The organism is Turicibacter sp. T129, from assembly GCF_025594975.1.
Classification (GTDB): Bacteria; Bacillota_I; Bacilli_A; order MOL361; family Turicibacteraceae; genus Turicibacter; species Turicibacter bilis.
In genome coordinates this window covers 1-20,194 of the sequence record NZ_JAMQUU010000066.1, presented here as the reverse complement: position 1 = coordinate 20,194, position 20,194 = coordinate 1, and the positions used below count along the sequence as shown (strand labels likewise).

Genomic DNA, 20,194 nt, shown 5'->3' with positions numbered 1-20,194 from the left:
TACTCTGAGGATGTCAAGTGCCTATACCATCAGCCTTTCTGAGGCATATACAATAAGAGGGCAGACTTATATTAGGAGTGAGGAGTGATAGAATGCCTTATATTGTAGTAGATGCAGGTCATGGTGGATGGGATAAAGGTGCTCATTTTGGTGGATACAATGAAAAAGATATTACTTTACGTGTGGCAACAAAAGTTAGTAATCGATTAAGACAAATTGGATTTCAAGTAACTCAATTACGAACGGATGATACATATATTGGAAATGCCTCAGCCAGAGGTCGTCAAATTGCTGAATTACAGCCTAACTTAGCGATTAGTATTCATGTGAATAGTGCCGGAGGTACAGGTGAATATAGCGGAGCTGAAATTTATGTACCGATTAAAGAAGATAGCGCCCGATTTGAATATTATTTAAGAGAAGAGCTTAGTCGCTTGAATGCTTTTCGAGAAATTTTCTCAAGAGCGTATACTGGTGAATTTTATGAACGTTATATTGATCCTAAAACATTAAGATTTACACAAACTTATAATTATACTGACTATTATGGTATTATTCGAGAAGCTTGGCGTGGTGGGGTTTCTTGTGATATTATCGAAATGTTTTATCTAGATAATGAAAGTGATTTATATACTTTCTTAAATCAAGAAGATGCTTATGTTGAGGCGATTGTTGTAGCCTTAAGTAAAGCATGCAATATGAATTATCAACGCGAGTTGCGACATGAAGTGGTTGATCGTCCAGAACCTTTAAAAACAGAGACTTATTATCGTGTGGTTTGTGGATCTTATTCTGATTTAAATGAGGCGAAAAAAGTTCAACAAGCATTAGTTCATTCGAATTATCCAGGCGTATGGATTCAACCTGTTGAAATGAAAAGATAATGGGAAAAAGACTTCATTTGAAGTCTTTTTTTTGTGTTATAATGAAAGATATTATTAAGATGGAGCGCAAAACATGACAGTAGAAACATTAAACATGAAAGACTTAGAAATAACCATCATTCGTAAACCGATTAAAAATATGTATTTGAGAGTGCGCCGTAGCGGGGATATTGAAATCTCAGCTTCACCTCATATAACGCAAGAGATGATTGAATCATTTGTATTAGCCAAATGGTCATGGATTATGGCGAAGCGACAGGCGGTATTAAGCGCACCGAGTCAAACATTAGAGACAGATGAGATTTTATATTTTGGTTCTCCACTAAAAGTTAAACGATTATCTCACTCACGGGTGGCGATTAAAGTAGAAGAGGATCAATTACTTCTTAGTGTTCCTAGAGCCTATTCGGATGAAAAAGCAATCGTCGCAGCAAAAAATTGGATGTTTAAACAATTACAACAGAAGATTACTGACTATATAACGTATTACTGGCCTTATTTTGAAAAGCAGGGCATTCTTTCTGTAGAGATTAAGTATCGTCAAATGACTTCAACATGGGGTGTGTGCCGTCCAACAAGAGGAACGATTACGTTTAATAAGAATCTGATTCACCAGCCTGATGCTTTTATTGAGTATGTTGTTGTGCATGAACTTAGTCATTTGCTACAGCCTAACCATAGTCATCGTTTTTATGAGCTAGTTGAATTTCTTTTACCACAGTGGAAGGAATTTGAGGCGAAAAAAGTTTAAAAAAATATCGAAAATAGGTTTATTTTTCCGGTTGATGTGAATATAGTGAAGTATAGACAAAGAGGTCTTAGTTAATAAAAACTTGGTGTGAACAATGGCGTTCTTCGAAAGAAGTTCGCCTTTTTTGATTTTCTTTTGAGCTCAAAGACAATCGCGCATCGCCCGAATTTACTTTTTATTTTATAGTAAAGGAATTGACACCAGTTGGTGTGAAATTTAAGGAGGGAAAGATTATGACGGTTGATCTTAATGTAATTATTGATACTTTATGGGTAGTTATTGCTTCCGTTTTAGTATTTTCGATGCAAGCAGGTTTTGCTTTAGTAGAAAGTGGGTTTACACGGTCTAAAAATGCAGCCAATATTATGATGAAGAATTTCATGGATTATTCTATTGGGGCATTAGTCTTCTTCGTTTTTGGTTTCTCACTCATGTTTAATGGATCAAATTTTGGATTATTTGGGACACCTGATTTATTCGTTTCAGGGGATTACAGTGGATTGGGATTAATTATTCCATTATTAGCATTTGTCTTTTTCCAAACCGTTTTCTGTTCAACGTCGGTAACGATTGTTTCAGGGGCTGTTGCAGAACGTATGAAATTTTCAACGTATCTTGTCTTTAGTGCGATTATGACGGCTATTATTTATCCAATCAGTGGTCATTGGGTATGGGGTGGCGGATGGCTAGCTCAACTTGGATTCCATGATTTTGCTGGGTCATCTGTTGTTCATGCATTAGGTGGATTCGCCGCTTTAGCAGGAGTGAAATTATTAGGGGCACGTCAAGGTAAATTTAATCCAGATGGTAGTTCAAATACCATTCATGGTCATGGGTTAATTTTAGCTGCTATGGGGGTTTTTGTCTTATGGATTGGGTGGTTTGGATTTAATGCAGGTTCAACGTTAACGGCAAGTGATCCAGAAGCGATTGCCCATGTTATGATGACGACCAATTTAGCACCAGCAGCCGCAGCGGTTACGACATTAGTTATTTCATGGATTAAAGATAAACCAAGTGTTGGAGCTGCCATGAATGGGGCTTTAGCTGGTTTAGTTGGGGTAACTGCAGGATGTGATCTTGTCTCACCACTTGGAGCAATTATCATTGGGATTGTCTCAGGTGTTGTGATGATGGTTGGTTCTGATTTACTTGAACGTAAATTTAAATTAGATGATGCTGTAGGAGCTATTCCAGTTCATGGTTTCTGTGGAGTCGTTGGTACTATTTTAACTGGATTACTTGCTACAACTGATGGATTACTGTACGGTGGTGGTGTAAGCTTCTTCGGTATTCAAGTATTAGGTGCTTTAGTGATTGCTACTTGGGGATTTGTTTCATCATTTATTATTTTTATAGCTTTAAAACGTATTATGGGACTTCGCGTCACAAAAGAAGAAGAACGTCAAGGGCTTGATTTATCTGAGCATGGTGAATCTGCTTATGCTGAATTTTTAGTAGGAAATGAAGAAGAATAATAAATGAAGAATCAAGGGGCTATCTCATTTTGAGACAGCCCTATTTTTTATGCGTCATCCACACGAATTTAAAACGGATCCTAAAATAAAAGGATAAGAGGGGGAATTGATGTGTTATAATGAAGTTTTAAAAAACAATAGCTCAAATTGTAGGGAGGATATTTTTTTGAATCAGTTTTTAGAACAAATTGATTATGTGATTGAATTAATCGAACAGGCAAATTGGACTGATTATTTAATTTTCATACTTGCTTATGTTATTTTAGTCTTAGGGTTACTAGGAAGTTTAAAAAAGAATCAACGTCAGGTTTGGTATAATTGTGTCTGGTTATTTGTATGCCCTCCGTTAGGTATTTATTTAGTTAAACATAATCGCAGAATTAAAAAGAAGAAAAAACAAGAGTTGATACGTTATTCGCTCACTGGATGGGCAATTGTATTATCAGCTATTTTCATCTATTTAGGATGGATGCCACACCCTAACTATCAAGAGGTTGAAACATATCAAGATAGTCATTTAGTAAAGCGTCCGAATGATTTGAATTTGGAAGTCCATTTTATTGATATCGGTCAAGGAGATGCCACTTTAATTGTTTATGATGATTTTCATATTTTAATTGATGGTGGGAATAACGGATCTGAAGCAAAATTGTTAAACTATTTGAAAAAAGTTGGCGTTGATGATATCGAAATTTTAGTCGCGACTCATCCAGATTCTGATCATATCGGAGGTTTAGCAGAAGTGATGGCAGAATATCGCGTTCATTTGATTATTGATTCTGGAGAGTCTCACTCTTCTCAAACCTATAAGGCTTATTTTGAAGCGGTTAAACAGCAACAAGAGCAAGGTGCTATTTATCTTGAAGATGCTGATATGATCTTTGAATTAAGTGATCAGATTACATTTGAAGTCATTGAAACTGGTGATGATAATGGGGATCGAAATAATAATTCAGTGTTAACAAAGCTAAGCTATCAAGACATTGACTTTTTATTTACAGGAGATATGGAATCAAAGACAGAGGAAAAAATCTTATATCGTGATTTAGAGGCTGAGATTTTAAAAGCTGGTCATCATGGGTCACAGACTTCAAGTTCGATAGACTTTTTACAAGAGGTTCAACCTGAAGTCGTCGTCATTAGTGCCGGATTAAATAATAGTTATGGACATCCCCATCGAGCACTATTAGAACGTGTAAACCGTTATACTGATGAGGTTTACGTTACCTATGAAAAGGGGAATATAGTTGTGACGACAGATGGTTTAACTTATCAAGTTGATTTTAAATAAATGGATGAATAAAGTAATCATGATTAAATTGACTATATACGATAAGATGACAAATAGTGATTAGTAGAAACTTATTAAATATGTATGTCTCATGAAAAATGTAGAAAAATAAGAGTAGCCATTTGGCTACTTTTATTTTTGATAGGATCGGGTGATGTGATGAGACGCATAGGATTAATAGGTTTATTATTAGTCAGTATCTGTTTAGCTGGTATCGTGAGACCAGTACAGGCTCAACAAGAAGATCGTCAAGAACATGATTATGTTGGATTTTATGGCATGGATCCAGAAACCTTTGATTATTTATATACTTATAAAACCGTGGATTCTTTACACTTTGCTAACTTTATTGATGGGTTGCTTGAACATGATACGTATGGAAATTTAGTGGGTGCGATGGCAACGCATTGGGAAGGGAATGAAGATTCAACGATTTGGCGATTTGATCTTCGCCAAGGGGTCTATTGGTATACAGATGAAGGTGAAGAATACGCTGAGGTGACGGCTCAAGATTTTGTCACAGGCCTTCAACATGCGGCCGATTTTCAATCGCAGACGCTTTATCTCGTTCAATCGGTCATTAAAAATTTAGACGCTTATGTGAATGGAGAGATTCCGTTTAGTGAAGTCGGGGTGAAGGCGGTGGACAAGTATACACTGGAGTATCAGTTGAATCAACCGACGCCTTATTTTCCAACCATGACGACTTATTCTATTTTGTTGCCTGTTAACCAAAGTTTTTTAGAATCAAAAGGATTAGGATGTAAATTAGGAGAACCAGAATATTCGAGTTGCCAGTTTGGTGTCGCTAAGCCAGAATCCATTTTATATAATGGAGCCTATTTTCTAAAAAACTTTACTTCAAAATCAATTATTGAATATGAAGCTAACCCAAATTATTGGGACCGTGATTCCGTTTATATTCCAAATGTGAAGTTGATTTATTGTCAGCAAGCGGATCCGACGACTTTATTTTTAGCCTTTGATCGTGGAGAAATTGTTTCTGCCCCATTAGATGTGAATAATCCTCCACTGGTTAAAAGTGCGAGAGAAAAGTATGGGGATTCTATTTTTGTCACCGATACTAATGGATCTGTGGCATTTGCAACCTTTGTCTTTAATCGCCAACAGTATCATTCGCCATTAGATAGCCGTCAAGATGTTTCGCCAAAAACGAATCAGCAAAAAGCTGATACGAAAGCAGCGATTTTAAATACTTCATTTCGTCGAGCGATTATGCGGGCGATTGATACAGAATCAATCAATATGCAAGTGGTAGGGGAAGAGCTAAAAAAAATTTCATTAAGAAATACATTAACTCAGCCGACGTTCGTTCAAACGAGTGATGGTGATTGTTATGGTAAGTTAGTGAGTGACTCGTTGAAGGGACTAAATCCGGTATTATACTCTAAACAGCTGAGCTTAGACGATGGACAGATGGCATTTTTTAATCCAGAACAGGCGAAAGAGCAATTAGCAATTGCTAAACAAGAATTGATAGCACAAGGTGTGACATTTCCCATTTATTTAGATGTGATTATAAATAGTGAAAGTGACGGAAGTTTCCGAAGTGCGCAAGCTTTAAAACAAAGTATTGAACAACATTTAGAGGGGGAGGTTTTAATTAATTTAATTATGAGCTCTCGTGAAAATTTATTAGCTTCTAAGACAGCTGAATTAGTCAATACTGATCTGGTCTTTTCAGCAGGATGGTCGCCTGATTATGGCGATCCTAAAAGTTATTTAGATATTTTAGATCCGGATAATGGAGATTTATTAAAAAGCTTTGGATTGAATCGATCAGCGATTCAGAGTCAGGAAGAAAAAGAGTTAAAGGAACAAATCGGTCTGTATGTTTTTAAAGAATTAAAAGAAGCAGCAAATTTAGAGGTTCGTGATATGGATAAGCGTTATGAACGCTATGCTGATGCTGAGGCCTATGCTCTTGATCAAGCGTATTTTATTCCTCTTTATGCCTCAGGTGGAAGCTATGCTGTCTCTCGAATTATTCCTTATACGAAGTCTTATAGTCCGTATGGATTATCACCGATGAAATTTAAACGAATGCAACTCAGTGACAGGATTGTAACGCTTGAAGAACGAAACAAACGTTATGAAAAATGGTCAACGGTTCGTCAAGAACAGTTGAAATCAAAATCCATCAATGGTGCTGTTGAAAATTAACAGATGAAAAATATGAAAATTTTCTTTTCATTAATTAAAATGTTAGATATAATCGAAGAAGAAAAATTTCAATCGACATGAAGAGACTTCATGTTTGAAAGGAGAGCCATTAATGAGTGTTTTAAACGTTACAAACTTAAGTCATGGGTTTGGGGATCGTGCTATTTTTGAAAATGTATCATTCCGTTTATTAAAAGGAGAGCATGTTGGATTAATCGGAGCCAATGGTGAAGGAAAATCAACATTTATGAATATTATTACTGGAAAATTAGTACCAGATGAAGGCAAAGTTGAATGGTCACGTAATGTGCGCGTTGGTTATTTAGATCAGCATGTGTCATTACAAGAAGGAATGACGATTCGTGATGTCTTAAAAACGGCATTCCAATATTTATTTGATATGGAAGCAAAAATTAATGATTTATATATGAAAATGGCCGAGGTTGATCCAGAAGAAATGGATGCTTTATTAGAAGAAGTCGGTGTCCTTCAAGACATCTTATCAAACAACGACTTCTATGTCATTGATGCCAAAGTAGAAGAGGTAGCTAAAGGTTTAGGATTACAAGATATCGGATTAGATCGTGACGTGACGGAGTTAAGTGGAGGGCAACGTTCGAAAGTTTTACTTGCGAAATTATTACTTGAAAAGCCAGATATCTTATTATTAGATGAGCCGACAAACCACTTAGATGAGGCTCATATTACTTGGTTAACACGTTACTTACAAGAATACGAAAATGCCTTTATTTTAATTTCACATGATATCCCATTCTTAAATAGTGTCATCAACTTAATTTATCATATGGCAAATCAAGAGTTAAACCGTTATGTAGGAGATTATGATAACTTTGTTCGTATTTACGAAGCGAAAAAAGCACAATTAGAATCTGCTTATAAAAAACAACAACAAGAAATTGCTGATTTAAAAGATTTCGTGGCTCGTAACAAAGCTCGTGTTTCTACACGTAACATGGCCATGTCACGTCAAAAGAAATTAGACAAAATGGAAATCATTGAGTTAGCAGCTGAGCGTCCAAAACCAGAATTCAACTTCAAGATGGCTCGTACGTCAGGACGTTATATCTTTGAAACAAAAGATTTAGTGATTGGGTACAATGAACCATTATCGGCACCATTAAATTTAACAATGGAACGAGGACAAAAAATTGCGATTTGTGGAGCGAACGGAATTGGGAAAACAACGTTATTACGTAGTATCTTAGGTGAAATTCCTGCAATCTCAGGATCGGTTGAATTAGGTGAACATTTACATATCGGATACTTTGAGCAAGAAATCAAAGGTGGAAAAGATAAAACATGTTTACAAGAGTTCTGGGATGAGTTCCCACACTTAACACAAGGGGAAGCTCGTGCCGCTTTAGCTAAGTGTGGATTAACAACGAAACATATCGAAAGTAAAGTAATGGTTTTAAGTGGGGGAGAACAAGCGAAAGTTCGCCTTGCTAAATTAATTAACCGTGAAACAAATGTCTTAATTCTCGATGAGCCAACGAATCACTTAGATGTGGATGCAAAAGATGAATTAAAACGTGCCTTAAAAGAATATAAAGGAAGTGTCTTACTGATTTCCCATGAGCCTGAATTCTATCGCGATGTCGTGACAGATATTTGGGACGGAGAAAAATGGACGACTCGTTTAGTATAAAGTGAAAAAATGCGACCTTGTTAGGAGGTCGCATTTTTTGATAGAGTTAAGTTAACGACATCATGTCAAAAAGATAACGTTCTTATTGATTAAGATCGAATCATTAATTTGGGATGAAATGATATAAAGGTGATGGGTGGATCACTGATTAAAAGATAAAGCAAGGAATTTGATCTAGAGAATTATTTCCAAGATAGACTAGGCTCACTCGTTTGAAAATAGTCTAAAATATTAATTGAACATAATAGCCGACCACATGAATTAATGATCGATTTGAGGTGTATATTTTTATTTAATGTCTCTTATAATGAATTAGATGAATAAAAGTTGAGGGATAGCTATGAAAATAAGAATCAAACGAAAAGGGAATAAAATTTGGGTTCACTCGAGTATTTGTATTGTTTTAGGAGTCGGGGTTATTGGAGGGATTTGTTATAAACGGAGGCGTCAGAAATCCGTTGACTTGATGAAGGAAGTGGCGCTTTCTCTTTTTAATAATACGATTAATGAGAGAATGAGTCCGATAAAAAATGGTCAGTTAGAATGGCACATTGAGATTAAGAAAATTCAAGTGATATCGGGAAATATAGAAGAGTTTATCGTTAAAATTGATTATGATTTAAATTTAATAGATGACCTAGAGTGTGAATATCAAACAGAACATTGGATGATGAGGATTAAACGAGGTGAAAATAAGGGATATGAAGTCGTTGAACAAGGAGAAGAGTTGTAAAGGGATGATTGAAGATTGCTTAAAACAGAACGCATATGGTCAAATGTTTGAAAATGTGATATAATGTAAAAAATTGACAATAAATGTTGTTCTGGAGGGTAGCGGATGAAAAAGGGAGAGTTATACTATGTAAATGAAGTACACCGAGAACTAGAACGTGAAGATTTATTAAAAATAATTAAACAGGAGTTAAAGAAAAATCCCCATATTATTTCTGTTTTCTATAGTGACTTGATTGAAGGGTCCTCGGAGTTAGACCTTCATTTAAATCTTGTCGTTCAACCAGCATTTTATAAAGAGACATTACAACATAAACGTGCTATTGCTTCGACTTTTGGGAAAGTCCTCTTTTTTGAGGAAGATATGAAGCAACAAAGCACAATAATTGTCCATTATGAAAGTCTAGTGAAAGTCTTCGTCACATTCCATGATGTGAAAGAGATACAACCATCGATTGATTATAAGAAGATTATCATTGTTGATGATCCGTATGGGATTATGACCTATGTGTCTGAAGAGTCGAAAAATCTACAGTATACCTTAAGCTTCGAGGATTTAGATAGTTGGCGCACAAAGTTTTTCTCAAATTATTATGAATTTTATCGAAGTTTTTACGTTGATGAATCTTATAAGGCGAGACATTGTTTAAATGTTATGCGTTGGTTAGTTGCAACGATGTGGATGATTCAAGATGGGAATAAACCAAATGTTTATTTAGATTGGTCACATATGGAGGGAAGTGAATCCGTTTTAAAATTAGAACAACAAAACAAATTAAAACAATGGGGATTTAGTCCATCGATTAAAGAGTTAGAAGAGGTTTTAAAATCGATTGTCGAAGAATTTTATCAGTTACATGAAGAATTTTGCGGAAAATTACACTTAGCTGAAGAACAGGATTATGTTTATCGTATTTTATCTCGTGCGAAACAATTCGGTTCAATTCAACCAGCGGTTTAAATGAAACGTCTCAGAGGGAATATTCCTTTTGAGACGTTTTTATCTGCTAGTTGATAACTGGAAGGATTATCATCTAGGAGTAGAGGAATAAAAAGTGTTATGATGGTAAAAAGGATAAATAGATAAGAATCAATTTTGAGTGTTAGCTTTTGCTTATGATGGTTTAAGAGGTTAACATTGACAGGGAAATGTTAAATATTTATCTGCTTTTATATAGAAATTTGGTGAAATGATGATTATTCGTAAAGGAATCAAAGAAGTCGTTAGTTACGTATATCAGCAAGGCGATTTAAATTTAGAATATTTTCAAGCGAATCGTGCGCAGTATGGAACAGAGGTTCATCAAGTCATCCAAGATCAATATTTAGATGAAGAGTGTGAAGTTTATTTAGAACATATTTTATCATTAGATGAACATGAGATTCATTTAAGTGGTCGAATGGATTTATTACTAGAGAGAGATGGAAGATGGATTGTTGGAGAAATTAAATCAACGACACGCAAGCTAGAAGTAATTGAAGAGAATGATCGACCAGCTCATTATGCTCAAGCCAAGATGTATGCTTATTTACTATTATGTCAGCATTTAGACTGGGAAGAAATAACGGTTCGATTGATCTATTGCGATTTAGAGGGCATTAATCAACGTTGTTTTGATCAAATATATACGAAAGAAATGTTAGAACCGTTTGTTCAAGAAACGTTACGTATTTACTTGGATTGGTACTTGATTTTATTACGTTCGATGGAGTTAAAATTAAAAACAGCTAAAACCTTACAGTTTCCATTTGGAGATTTTCGAGCTTATCAACGAGAATTATCAGGGGCGGTTTATCAATGTGTTAAACAAAAGAAACGACTTTTATTACGAGCTCCAACAGGGATTGGCAAGACAATGGGAACTATTTTTCCAAGCATCAAAGCCTTAACAGAACATGAACAAAAAATCTTTTATTTAACTGCTAAAACGATTGGCCGTAGCGTGGCAGAAAAAGCCTTTGATACTTGCTTAGCCAATGGATGGCAAGCCAAAGTGACAACGATTACGGCAAAAGAGAAAATTTGTTTAATGGATGAAGTAAAATGCGATCCAAGCTATTGTTCTTATGCTAAAGGTTATTTTGATCGAATTAACGAAGCAACTAAAGATCTATTTGAGTCAGAACAACTGTTTAATCGTGATCGAATCGTGAGTTATGCTAAAAAGCACAGCGTCTGTCCATTTGAGTATTCGTTGGCAATGGCGTCGATTAGCGATGCCGTGATTGGAGATTATAACTACATGTTTGATCCACGTGCTTACCTCCGTCGCTTTTTTGATGAGCCGTCACCCCATATTGCCTTAATTGACGAGGCACATAATTTATATGATCGAGCTTGCGACATGTATAGTGCTTCCTTAACTAAGGCGCCGATTCAAGAGCTGAAACGTTTATTTAAAGACCGGCATAAACCATTAGCAAAGGTATTAGGGGCTTTGAATTTGAAATTTATTGAGTATCGTCATGAACTTGAAGAAAAGAAAGTTTATGATTTATTTAAAGATGATATAGATAAAGTTTTTTTAACAAAGATTCAATCTCTTCTTGAGGCGTTGGAAAAATATTTATATCGGCACCCTGAGACTGAATATAAACCCCAATTAATGAATTTATATTTTGATTGTCATCAATTTTTGCGAATTTCTGATTATTACAATGACAGTTTTCGCGTTCGTTATGAACGATCGGGGATTGAAGTCAAGATAAGTCTGATTTGTTTAAATCCAAGCCTTTATTTAAGTGAAAAAATGGAGCGAGTTCGATCAAGTATTTTATTTTCAGCGACCTTACATCCACTGAGCTATTATCATACTGTCTTACTTCATGATGAGGAGTGTGAGCAAATCTTTTTACCCTCACCTTTTGATCGCGAGCATTTAGATTTATATGTCCATCATGGCATTTCAACGAAGTATAAGCAGCGGGATCAAACGCTTGCCCCCCTGATTTCAACAATTTATCAAGTAACTAGAAACCAGCAGGGGAATTATCTTGTATTCTTTCCATCGTATCAATATCTAGAGATGGTGTATGAGGCGTATAAAGAATTAATAGACGATGAGCAACGTTTATTAAAACAAGAGCGTGAGATGGATGAGTCAGCTCGTGAAGCCTTTTTAGATTCATTCCAAGCCAATTCTAGTGAAACTTTGGTGGCATTTGCTGTTTTAGGTGGTGTTTTTAGTGAAGGGATTGACCTTATTGGAAATCGACTGATCGGTTCTATTATTGTTGGGGTTGGACTTCCTCAAATTAATCCTTTGACTGAACAGCGTCGACTTTATTTTGAAGAAGCTTTTAAGAAGGGATATTTATATGCCTATCTTTATCCTGGGTTTAATAAGGTGATGCAAGCAGTGGGACGTGTGATTCGAACAGAAGAGGATAAAGGCGTTGTGATTATGATTGATGAACGTTATATTGAACCCACGTATTTATCACTCTTTCCTTATGAATGGCAACATGCAAAGTTTTTAAAATAATCGTCACGACTAAAGACAGAGCTACGGCTCTGTTTTTATGTTTTAGTTTAGACTCATTGACTTTTATTTGTGAATATGGTAATTATTTAGATATCTAAAGATTTGATATCTAACTATTTAAAAGAAAAGGAGGGATAACATGAAAGGAAAATTAGATGATAGTAGGTCAAAATCATTGCATCGTGCGTTTATTCGGACATCAAAGATGCACCGAAAAGTTTGCCAACATCGATTTCAAGAATTAGGATTGACAGAGGGGCAACCTAAAGTTTTAGATTATTTACATCATCATAATGGATGTTCACAAAAAGATTTGGCCAAGCATTGTCATATTCAACCGGCCACTGCCACGAGTTTATTAAGTCATTTAGAAAGAAGTGGATTAATTTATCGTGAAGCAAATCAAGAGGATCGTCGAATTACGAATGTCTTTTTAACGGAGACTGGATTTGAAGCCCAAAAACAGGTGAAACAAACATTTTGTGAAATTGATGAGTGTTGTTTTGTAGGATTTACAAAAGAGGAAAGAGAAGAAGTCCTTGGTTACCTGAACCGAATGTATGAAAATTTAAAGAGAAGGGAGAGTTAATAGGATGTTTAAATTATTAAGATATTTAAAGGGGCCAGCTATTTTTTATGCCATTTTGGCACCTATTTTGATGTTGCTAGAGGTTGCGATGGATTTAACCTTGCCAACCATGTTATCGAACATTGTAGACATTGGAATTGCTAATAGTGATATTAATTATGTGTTGACTGCAGGTGCAAAGATGATTCTATTTGCCTTTTTAGGGTTAATTGGAGGAGTGGGATGCTCTATTTTTTCAACTATTGCGGCAGTAAATTTAGGGCAAAATTTACGTGATGGATTATTCGCTAAAATTCAGTCCCTTTCATTTTTAGAATTAGATCATTTTAAAACATCATCATTAATTACACGTTTAACAAATGATATTACTCAAGTTCAAACGATGGTGATGATGGGACTTCGTATTTTAGTTCGTGCGCCGTTACTTTGTATCGGGGGATTATGGATGGCCTACCGATTAAGTCAAAGCTTATCCATTGTGTTTGTAATTACGATTCCAATTATTTTAATTTTTGTTGCAATCGTGATGTCAAAATCTTTCCCGTTATTTAAAACGATGCAAGAAAAAATTGATAAAGTGAACAATGTGATGCGTGAAAACTTATTAGGAGTTCGTGTCATTAAAGCATTCACCATGGAGCATAAACAACGTGATCGCTTTAATGAGGCGAATGATGATTTAATGAGTCAAAGTATTCGTGCACAAAAAATTATGATTATTTTAAATCCAGTCGTCATGTTACTGGTTAACTTTAGTGTCATTGGTGTGTTGTGGTATGGGGGATATTTAGTTCAAGATGGCTTACTTGAAACGGGTAAAATCATGGCCTTTATTAATTATTTAACACAAATTATGATGTCTATGATGATGGTGATCATGATTTCGATGAATTTCTCACGTGCAAAAGCATCAGCTGATCGTATCAATGAAGTGTTTGCCACAAATTCAAGTATTCAAGAAAATGAAAAAACAGCTGAATTAACAAACTATGACATCGAATTTAAAAATGTTTCATTTAAGTATCATGAGCACAGTGAAGAAGTATTAAAAGATATTTCCTTTAAGATTAAGCAAGGCAATCAAGTCGGAATTATTGGTGGAACTGGATCGGGGAAAAGTTCATTAGTCAATTTAATTCCACGTCTTTATGATGTCAGCGAAGGGGAAGTCTTAATTGGTGGTCAAAATGTTAAAACATTAAGCCTGAGTGAGTTAAGAGATAAGATTGGAGTTGTTTTACAAGAAAGTATTTTATTCTCAGGAACGATTGCTTCAAACTTTAAATTTGGTTACCATGAGGCGACTCAAGATGAGTTAGATGATGCTGCAAAAGATGCTCAGGCAATGGAGTTTATCCAGGCGAAAGAAGATGGTTATGAAACAGTCGTTGAACAACGTGGAAAGAACTTATCAGGTGGACAGAAACAACGTGTTTCGATTGCAAGAACATTAATTCGTGATCCTAAAATTTTAATTTTAGATGATTCATCAAGTGCACTAGATATGGCAACCGAAAGTAAGTTGCAACGAGCCATTAAAGAGCGTATGAAAGAGAGTACGGTTATTATGATTGCGCAACGTATTTCAGCAGTGATGGATGCCGATCAGATTATTGTGTTAGATCAAGGTGAGATTTCAGGAATTGGAACTCATGAGGAATTATTAAAAACAAATGAAATCTATCGTAGTATTGCGATTTCACAATTAGGGGAGGAGGCTGTCAACCATGAGTAGACCGATGGGACCAGGACCAGGTGGACCAGGACCTGGTGGACGTTTTCACAAAGCTGAGAAGTTAAAAAATCCAAAATCAACTATTAAACGATTACTGGCTTATATGAGTCATAAAGTCTATGCTTTGATTATTGTGTTTATTTTATGTATTATTTCAACGATTGTCAGTGTTTTAGCCACAAACTATTATGGAAGCATCATTGATGATTATATTGTACCCGGTGATTTATCAGGGCTAAAAACAATCTGTATCTTTATCGGGTTGATTTACTTAATTAGTGTCATTGCCACTTACATTCAAAACTTAATTATGATTAAGTTATCTCAAGAAACAACGGCAGAAATTCGTCGTCAATTATTTAATAGCATGCAAAAGCTACCACTTCGCTTTTTTGATACACATTCAAGTGGTGACTTAATGAGTCGTTTAACGAATGATGTCGATAATATTAATATGACATTGTCTCAAAGTATTACTCAAATGTTTTCAGGTATTATTACGATCATTGGGATGCTGATTGCCATGATTGTTTTAAGTCCAACACTAACAGTCGTAGGATTATTAACGACACCATTGATGTTTTTAACGTCACGTTTTTTAGTGAAAAAAACACAGCCTTTCTTTATTAAACAACAACAAGATTTAGGAAGTCTCAATGGTTATATTGAAGAGATTGTTTCGGGACAAAAAGCGGTATTGTTATTCTCACAAGAGGAGGAAGTTGAGAAGGAGTTTGGAAAGATTAACCGCCGTTTAACAAAAAGTGCAATTATGGCGCAGGCTTTATCAGGATTCATGGGACCAGTGAATAACTTTATTAATAACCTTACTTTCTTGTTAGTGGCTGTTGTTGGTGGTGTTTTAGCTCTTACAACAACGAGTATTACAGTTGGAAATATTTTTGTGTTTATCTTATATATGAGAAACTTTACACGTCCAATCAATGAGATTTTAAATATTTTTAATACGGTTCAATCTGCATTAGCAGGAGCAGAACGTGTATTTGAGATTATGGATGAAACACCAGAAACAGATCGAGAAGGTGCTCATGATGTTGAGAAATTAGACGGGGATGTCATTTTAAATCATGTTAAGTTCTCGTATGATACAGGAAAAACAATTTTAAAAGATGCATGTATTCATGCGCGTCGAGGAGAAACAGTTGCCATTGTGGGACCAACAGGTGCAGGAAAAACGACGATTATTAACTTATTAACAAAGTTTTATGATATCGATTCGGGTGAAATTTTAATCGATGGTGAAAATATTGATCAAATTACTCGTGGAAGTTTAAGACGTAGTATTTCAATGGTCTTACAAGATACGTATTTATTCTCAGAAACGGTTCGTGAAAACATCCGTTATGGTCGTTTAGATGCAAGTGATGAAGAAGTTATCCAGGCTGCTAAAATGGCGAATGCCCATAAGTTCATTATGCAGTTACCGGATGGCTATGATACGGTTTTATCGGATAATGGAAGTAATTTATCTCAAGGACAACGACAATTACTAGCAATTGCGCGTGCCGTATTATCACAAGCTTCTATTTTAATTTTAGATGAGGCAACATCGTCGATTGATACGCGAACAGAAGTTGAAATTCAAAAAGCAATGCTTCGTTTAATGGAAGGTAAGACAACCTTTGTGATTGCGCATCGTTTAAGTACGATTCGTAATGCTGATCAAATTTTGGTCTTAAATCAAGGAGAAATCATTGAACAAGGAAATCATGAAACATTACTAGCAATCGATGGTTTTTATGCTAATTTATATAATAGTCAATTTAGACAGTAAAAAAACAATCCATTAGGTAAACTAATGGATTGTTTTACTAATTTGAACAGAAGCTTAGTTAGGGCATATAGTAGTAGTAGAAGTTTCCACGAAAATAAGATAGTAAGAAAAAGTGAAAGGGTTCATAATTAAGCTTGAAATAAAGGGGGAATTTCACAACTCCATTGAAAAAGGGGGCGAAATGATGAAGCGGATGATGGATATCATGATTTCTTTTTTAATGTTGACTGTCTTATCACCCATCTATTTATTGATTGGAATCTTAGTCTTTTTTGATTTAGGTTGGCCAGTCATTTATAAGCAGCGATATCCAGGACTAAATCAAAAACTATTTACTTTGTATCGATTCAAAACAATGAATGAATCCCGAGATAAGCAAGGGAACTTATTATCACCGGAACAACGTCTAACAAAATTGGGACGTTTTTTAAAAAGCTATCATTTACAGCATCTTCCAGAGTTTTATAATGTCTTAATTGGAGATATGAGTTTAGTTGGTCCTAGACCAGTTTTGATTCGCTCCATTCCTTCGAGAAATCGACGATACATGAAATGTCATTCTATTCGTCCTGGAATGACAGGGTGGAGTCAAATTCATAGTCAACAAAACCTAACCTGGGAGGAGAAGTTTATTTTAGATGTATACTACATTGAACATCAAAGCATATGGTTTGATATAAAGATTATTTGCAAAAGCTTGATTTTGTTATTGATTCGACAATGAAAAAAAGCTAGTTTTGACTAGCTTTTTATTTTGCGGCTAATTCAGCAATTTTAACGATGACGCTAACAGCCTTTTCCATTGATGGAACTGGAATATATTCAAATTTACCGTGGAAGTTATGCCCACCTGTGAAAAGATTTGGTGTTGGAAGGCCCATGAAGGATAATTTAGATCCATCCGTTCCTCCTCGAACCGGAATAATTAAAGGTTCCACTCCAACTTCTACAAATGCTTGTTTTGCTAACTCAACAATGTGCATTTTATCTTCAATTTGAAGGCGCATATTATAGTATTGATCGCGCATATCAAGTTCAACCGTATTAGATGGATATTTTTGATTAAATTCTTTTACTAAATCTTCAACAAATTGTTTGCGTGAGTTAAAACGTTCGGTATCAAAGTCACGAATGATTAAATTTAGATAAGCTTCTTCGCAATGTCCTGAAATATCTGTTAAGTGATAGAATCCTTCATAATGTTCCGTATGTTGTGGGGTTTCAAGACGTGGGAACATGCTCGCAATTTCAGTGGCAATTAAACCAGCATTAATCATTTTGTTTTTGGCATCTCCCGGATGAACGCTTTTTCCGTGAACTGTAATTTTAGCTCCTGCAGCATTGAATGATTCATATTGTAATTCTCCTAAAATTCCACCATCCACAGTATAAGCAAAGTTGGCACCGAATTTTTCAACTTGGAAGTGATCGGCTCCGCGTCCAATTTCTTCATCGGGTGTAAAAGCAACTTTAATACAGCCATGTTTAATCTCAGGATGTTGTTTCAAATAATCAATCGCTGTCATAATTTCAGCAATTCCCGCTTTATCATCAGCTCCAAGTAATGTTGTTCCATCTGTTGTAATTAACGTTTGACCTACGTATTGATTTAAAGAAGGAAAGTCAGTTGGAGATAAAACGATATTTTTTTCTTTATTTAAAACAATATCTCCTCCCGCATAGTCAACGACTTGTGGGTTTACATTTGTGCCGCTAAAGTCTGGACTGGTATCCATATGTGAGATGAAAGCAATCACAGGAACATCATGTTCAACATTTCCTGGTAATGTCGCATAGATATAGCCATTTTCATCTTTTTCAATTTCAGTTAATCCTAATTCATGTAACTCTTCAATTAAGATATCACCAAAGAGTAGCTGTGATTCAGTCGAAGGTGTTGTTAGTGATTCAGGATTTGATTTTGTATCATAGGTAACATAGTTTAAGAAACGATCCATAACAGTTTTCATAAATAAGCCCTCCAATAATGATTCAATTTAGTATGTGCTCTTCACTTTAAATTATGTATATTTTACCATGAATTCATAAATAATATAATGAATGATGGGGTGTTTTAAGTGAATTTAGTTCACATTTTAAAGGTTGTATGTAAGGGAGGAGTCATTATGTTATAATAGAAAAAGAAAAGGATTAGTAGTAGAGGAGGTCGTTTGAGGTGGGGAAGGAAGAGAATACGTTTTTAGATGATGTAGTTGAAGTGGGAGCTAGTTTACTCGTGGGTTATGTTATTTCTCGCTTTGTTCGTCTTGCATTAGCACGGGGACAATCAATGGTGCCAACAATCAAGAATAACCAACCCATTATTTTAGATTGTCGAGCCTATCATCGAGGTGAACCTAAACGTCATGATTTAGTAGCTTTTAGAGCTCATCAAAAAAATCAACATAAATTTTTTTTAAAGCGTGTCATCGGTTTACCGAATGAACATGTTTTGGTGGAGGATGGAAGGGTCTATATTAATGGCATTTTACTAGAGGAACCTTACATTAACGAGCCGATGAAACGACATCCTAAAATTGATTTAATCGTGGAAGAAGGACACCTTTTTGTCATGGGGGACAATCGAAATCATAGCTTAGATTCACGCTCCCCTTCATTAGGCTTAATTAGAATTAAGGAAGATGTTGTTGGAGTGGTCAAGCAATTTAGAAAGTAACGTGGTGGTAACATGAAAGTAACTCGCGAAAATGAGCAATTAGTATTTATGATAGAAAAGGAACAAGCGAATCAAACCATTCGTGAGTTTTTGCAAAATTATCATTTATCACGAAAGAAAATCCATGAATTATATATGGATAAAAAAGTGACGTTAAATGGAGAAGGAACAAATTTTAATGAGCAACTTCAAGTAGGAGATCAACTATCGATTCCTGTTTTTGAAGCCGAAGAAATTGATTTTCACCCACAAAAGATGAAGTTAGATATTGTTTATGAAGACGATCATTTGTTGATTATTAATAAGCCAGCAGGATTAATGGTACACCCTGACCAAAAGAATGGAAGGGATACTTTAGTCAATGGAGTGGCTCATTATTATCAAGAAAAAGGAATCTCTCATCGAGTTCGATACATTCATCGATTAGACACGGATACAAGTGGTGGGATTATTTTTGCAAAACATTATCTAGCGCATAGCTTAATGGATTATTGGCTATCAGAGAAAAAAATTAGACGTTGGTATTTAGCTTTAGTGATGGGAAGATTAAAAACAAAAAAAGGGAAAATTGATGCTCCAATTGGTAAAGATCGTCATCATAGTGCACGACGACGTGTCGCTAAAAATGGTGATCAGGCGATTACTTTTTATCAATTAAAAAAACAATTTAAAAACTATGCCTTAGTGGAATTAGAATTGAAAACCGGACGAACACATCAAATTCGTGTTCATATGAGTCACTTAGGCCATCCATTGCTTGGAGATGTCCTATATGGAGGTGTTGCAAAAGTTGGACCACTTAAGCGACAAGCCCTTCATTCTTCACGTATTGAAATGACTCATCCCATAACAAAGGAGCTATTAGAAATTACGGTTCCATTGCCAACGGATATGCAAAAGCTCATTTAGGCTCTTTGTCAACTG

Annotated in this window: 16 protein-coding genes; 15 read left to right on the top strand and 1 reads right to left on the bottom strand. The window is 35.4% G+C overall.

Going from position 1 to position 20,194, the window contains the following annotated elements:
- Positions 1 to 92: 92 nt before the first annotated feature.
- The 13 genes from NEH75_RS10890 (at position 93) to NEH75_RS10830 (ending at position 17,317) form a co-directional block, all read left to right on the top strand.
- Positions 93 to 884 (top strand): N-acetylmuramoyl-L-alanine amidase, encoded by a 792-nt coding sequence (locus tag NEH75_RS10890; protein WP_262948874.1) that lies wholly within the window; start codon positions 93 to 95, stop codon positions 882 to 884.
- 73 nt (positions 885 to 957) lie between these two features.
- Positions 958 to 1,635, top strand: a complete 678-nt coding sequence (locus tag NEH75_RS10885) for a M48 family metallopeptidase (RefSeq protein WP_262948873.1) — start codon at positions 958 to 960, stop codon at positions 1,633 to 1,635.
- A gap of 233 nt (positions 1,636 to 1,868) precedes the next feature.
- Positions 1,869 to 3,113 (top strand): ammonium transporter, encoded by a 1,245-nt coding sequence (locus NEH75_RS10880; protein ID WP_262948871.1) that lies wholly within the window; start codon positions 1,869 to 1,871, stop codon positions 3,111 to 3,113.
- Positions 3,114 to 3,279: 166 nt separating this feature from the next.
- Positions 3,280 to 4,404: a ComEC/Rec2 family competence protein gene (locus NEH75_RS10875; protein WP_055242657.1), complete on the top strand. Its 1,125-nt coding sequence runs from the start codon at positions 3,280 to 3,282 to the stop codon at positions 4,402 to 4,404.
- Positions 4,405 to 4,563: 159 nt separating this feature from the next.
- Positions 4,564 to 6,588, top strand: coding sequence for a peptide ABC transporter substrate-binding protein (locus NEH75_RS10870; RefSeq protein ID WP_262948870.1), 2,025 nt, complete (start codon positions 4,564 to 4,566; stop codon positions 6,586 to 6,588).
- Between the two features lie 112 nt (positions 6,589 to 6,700).
- Complete coding sequence (locus NEH75_RS10865) at positions 6,701 to 8,257, top strand: ABC-F family ATP-binding cassette domain-containing protein (RefSeq protein WP_055242602.1); 1,557 nt, start codon at positions 6,701 to 6,703, stop codon at positions 8,255 to 8,257.
- A 340-nt stretch (positions 8,258 to 8,597) separates the two neighbouring features.
- The gene (locus NEH75_RS10860; RefSeq protein WP_055305686.1) at positions 8,598 to 8,990 is read left to right on the top strand and encodes a hypothetical protein; all 393 of its coding nucleotides are present in this window, start codon (positions 8,598 to 8,600) and stop codon (positions 8,988 to 8,990) included.
- Positions 8,991 to 9,095: 105 nt separating this feature from the next.
- Positions 9,096 to 9,950: a hypothetical protein gene (locus NEH75_RS10855; protein ID WP_055305685.1), complete on the top strand. Its 855-nt coding sequence runs from the start codon at positions 9,096 to 9,098 to the stop codon at positions 9,948 to 9,950.
- Positions 9,951 to 10,182: 232 nt separating this feature from the next.
- Positions 10,183 to 12,474: an ATP-dependent DNA helicase gene (locus NEH75_RS10850; protein WP_055305684.1), complete on the top strand. Its 2,292-nt coding sequence runs from the start codon at positions 10,183 to 10,185 to the stop codon at positions 12,472 to 12,474.
- Positions 12,475 to 12,613: 139 nt separating this feature from the next.
- A complete protein-coding gene (locus tag NEH75_RS10845) occupies positions 12,614 to 13,063 on the top strand; it encodes a MarR family winged helix-turn-helix transcriptional regulator (protein ID WP_055305683.1) in 450 nt (149 codons plus the stop codon).
- 4 nt (positions 13,064 to 13,067) lie between these two features.
- On the top strand, positions 13,068 to 14,798 hold the full coding sequence (locus NEH75_RS10840; RefSeq protein ID WP_055305682.1) for an ABC transporter ATP-binding protein: 1,731 nt from the start codon (positions 13,068 to 13,070) through the stop codon (positions 14,796 to 14,798).
- Positions 14,791 to 16,593, top strand: coding sequence for an ABC transporter ATP-binding protein (locus NEH75_RS10835; RefSeq protein ID WP_055305681.1), 1,803 nt, complete (start codon positions 14,791 to 14,793; stop codon positions 16,591 to 16,593). The genes NEH75_RS10840 and NEH75_RS10835 overlap by 8 nt, the downstream gene beginning before the upstream one ends.
- A 184-nt stretch (positions 16,594 to 16,777) precedes the next feature.
- Positions 16,778 to 17,317, top strand: coding sequence for a sugar transferase (locus NEH75_RS10830; RefSeq protein WP_055242616.1), 540 nt, complete (start codon positions 16,778 to 16,780; stop codon positions 17,315 to 17,317).
- A gap of 25 nt (positions 17,318 to 17,342) precedes the next feature.
- Here the strand turns inward: NEH75_RS10830 and pepT are convergent, their stop codons facing one another.
- Entirely contained in the window at positions 17,343 to 18,563 is a 1,221-nt protein-coding gene (gene pepT / locus NEH75_RS10825) for a peptidase T (protein WP_055242618.1), read from the bottom strand.
- Between the two features lie 206 nt (positions 18,564 to 18,769).
- Between pepT and lepB the strand changes: the two genes are divergently transcribed.
- Together lepB and NEH75_RS10815 are read left to right on the top strand one after the other, a co-directional pair.
- Entirely contained in the window at positions 18,770 to 19,270 is a 501-nt protein-coding gene (lepB, locus tag NEH75_RS10820; protein WP_055242621.1) for a signal peptidase I, read from the top strand.
- A 12-nt stretch (positions 19,271 to 19,282) separates the two neighbouring features.
- The gene (locus NEH75_RS10815) at positions 19,283 to 20,179 is read left to right on the top strand and encodes an RluA family pseudouridine synthase (RefSeq protein ID WP_055242623.1); all 897 of its coding nucleotides are present in this window, start codon (positions 19,283 to 19,285) and stop codon (positions 20,177 to 20,179) included.
- Positions 20,180 to 20,194 lie beyond the last annotated feature (15 nt).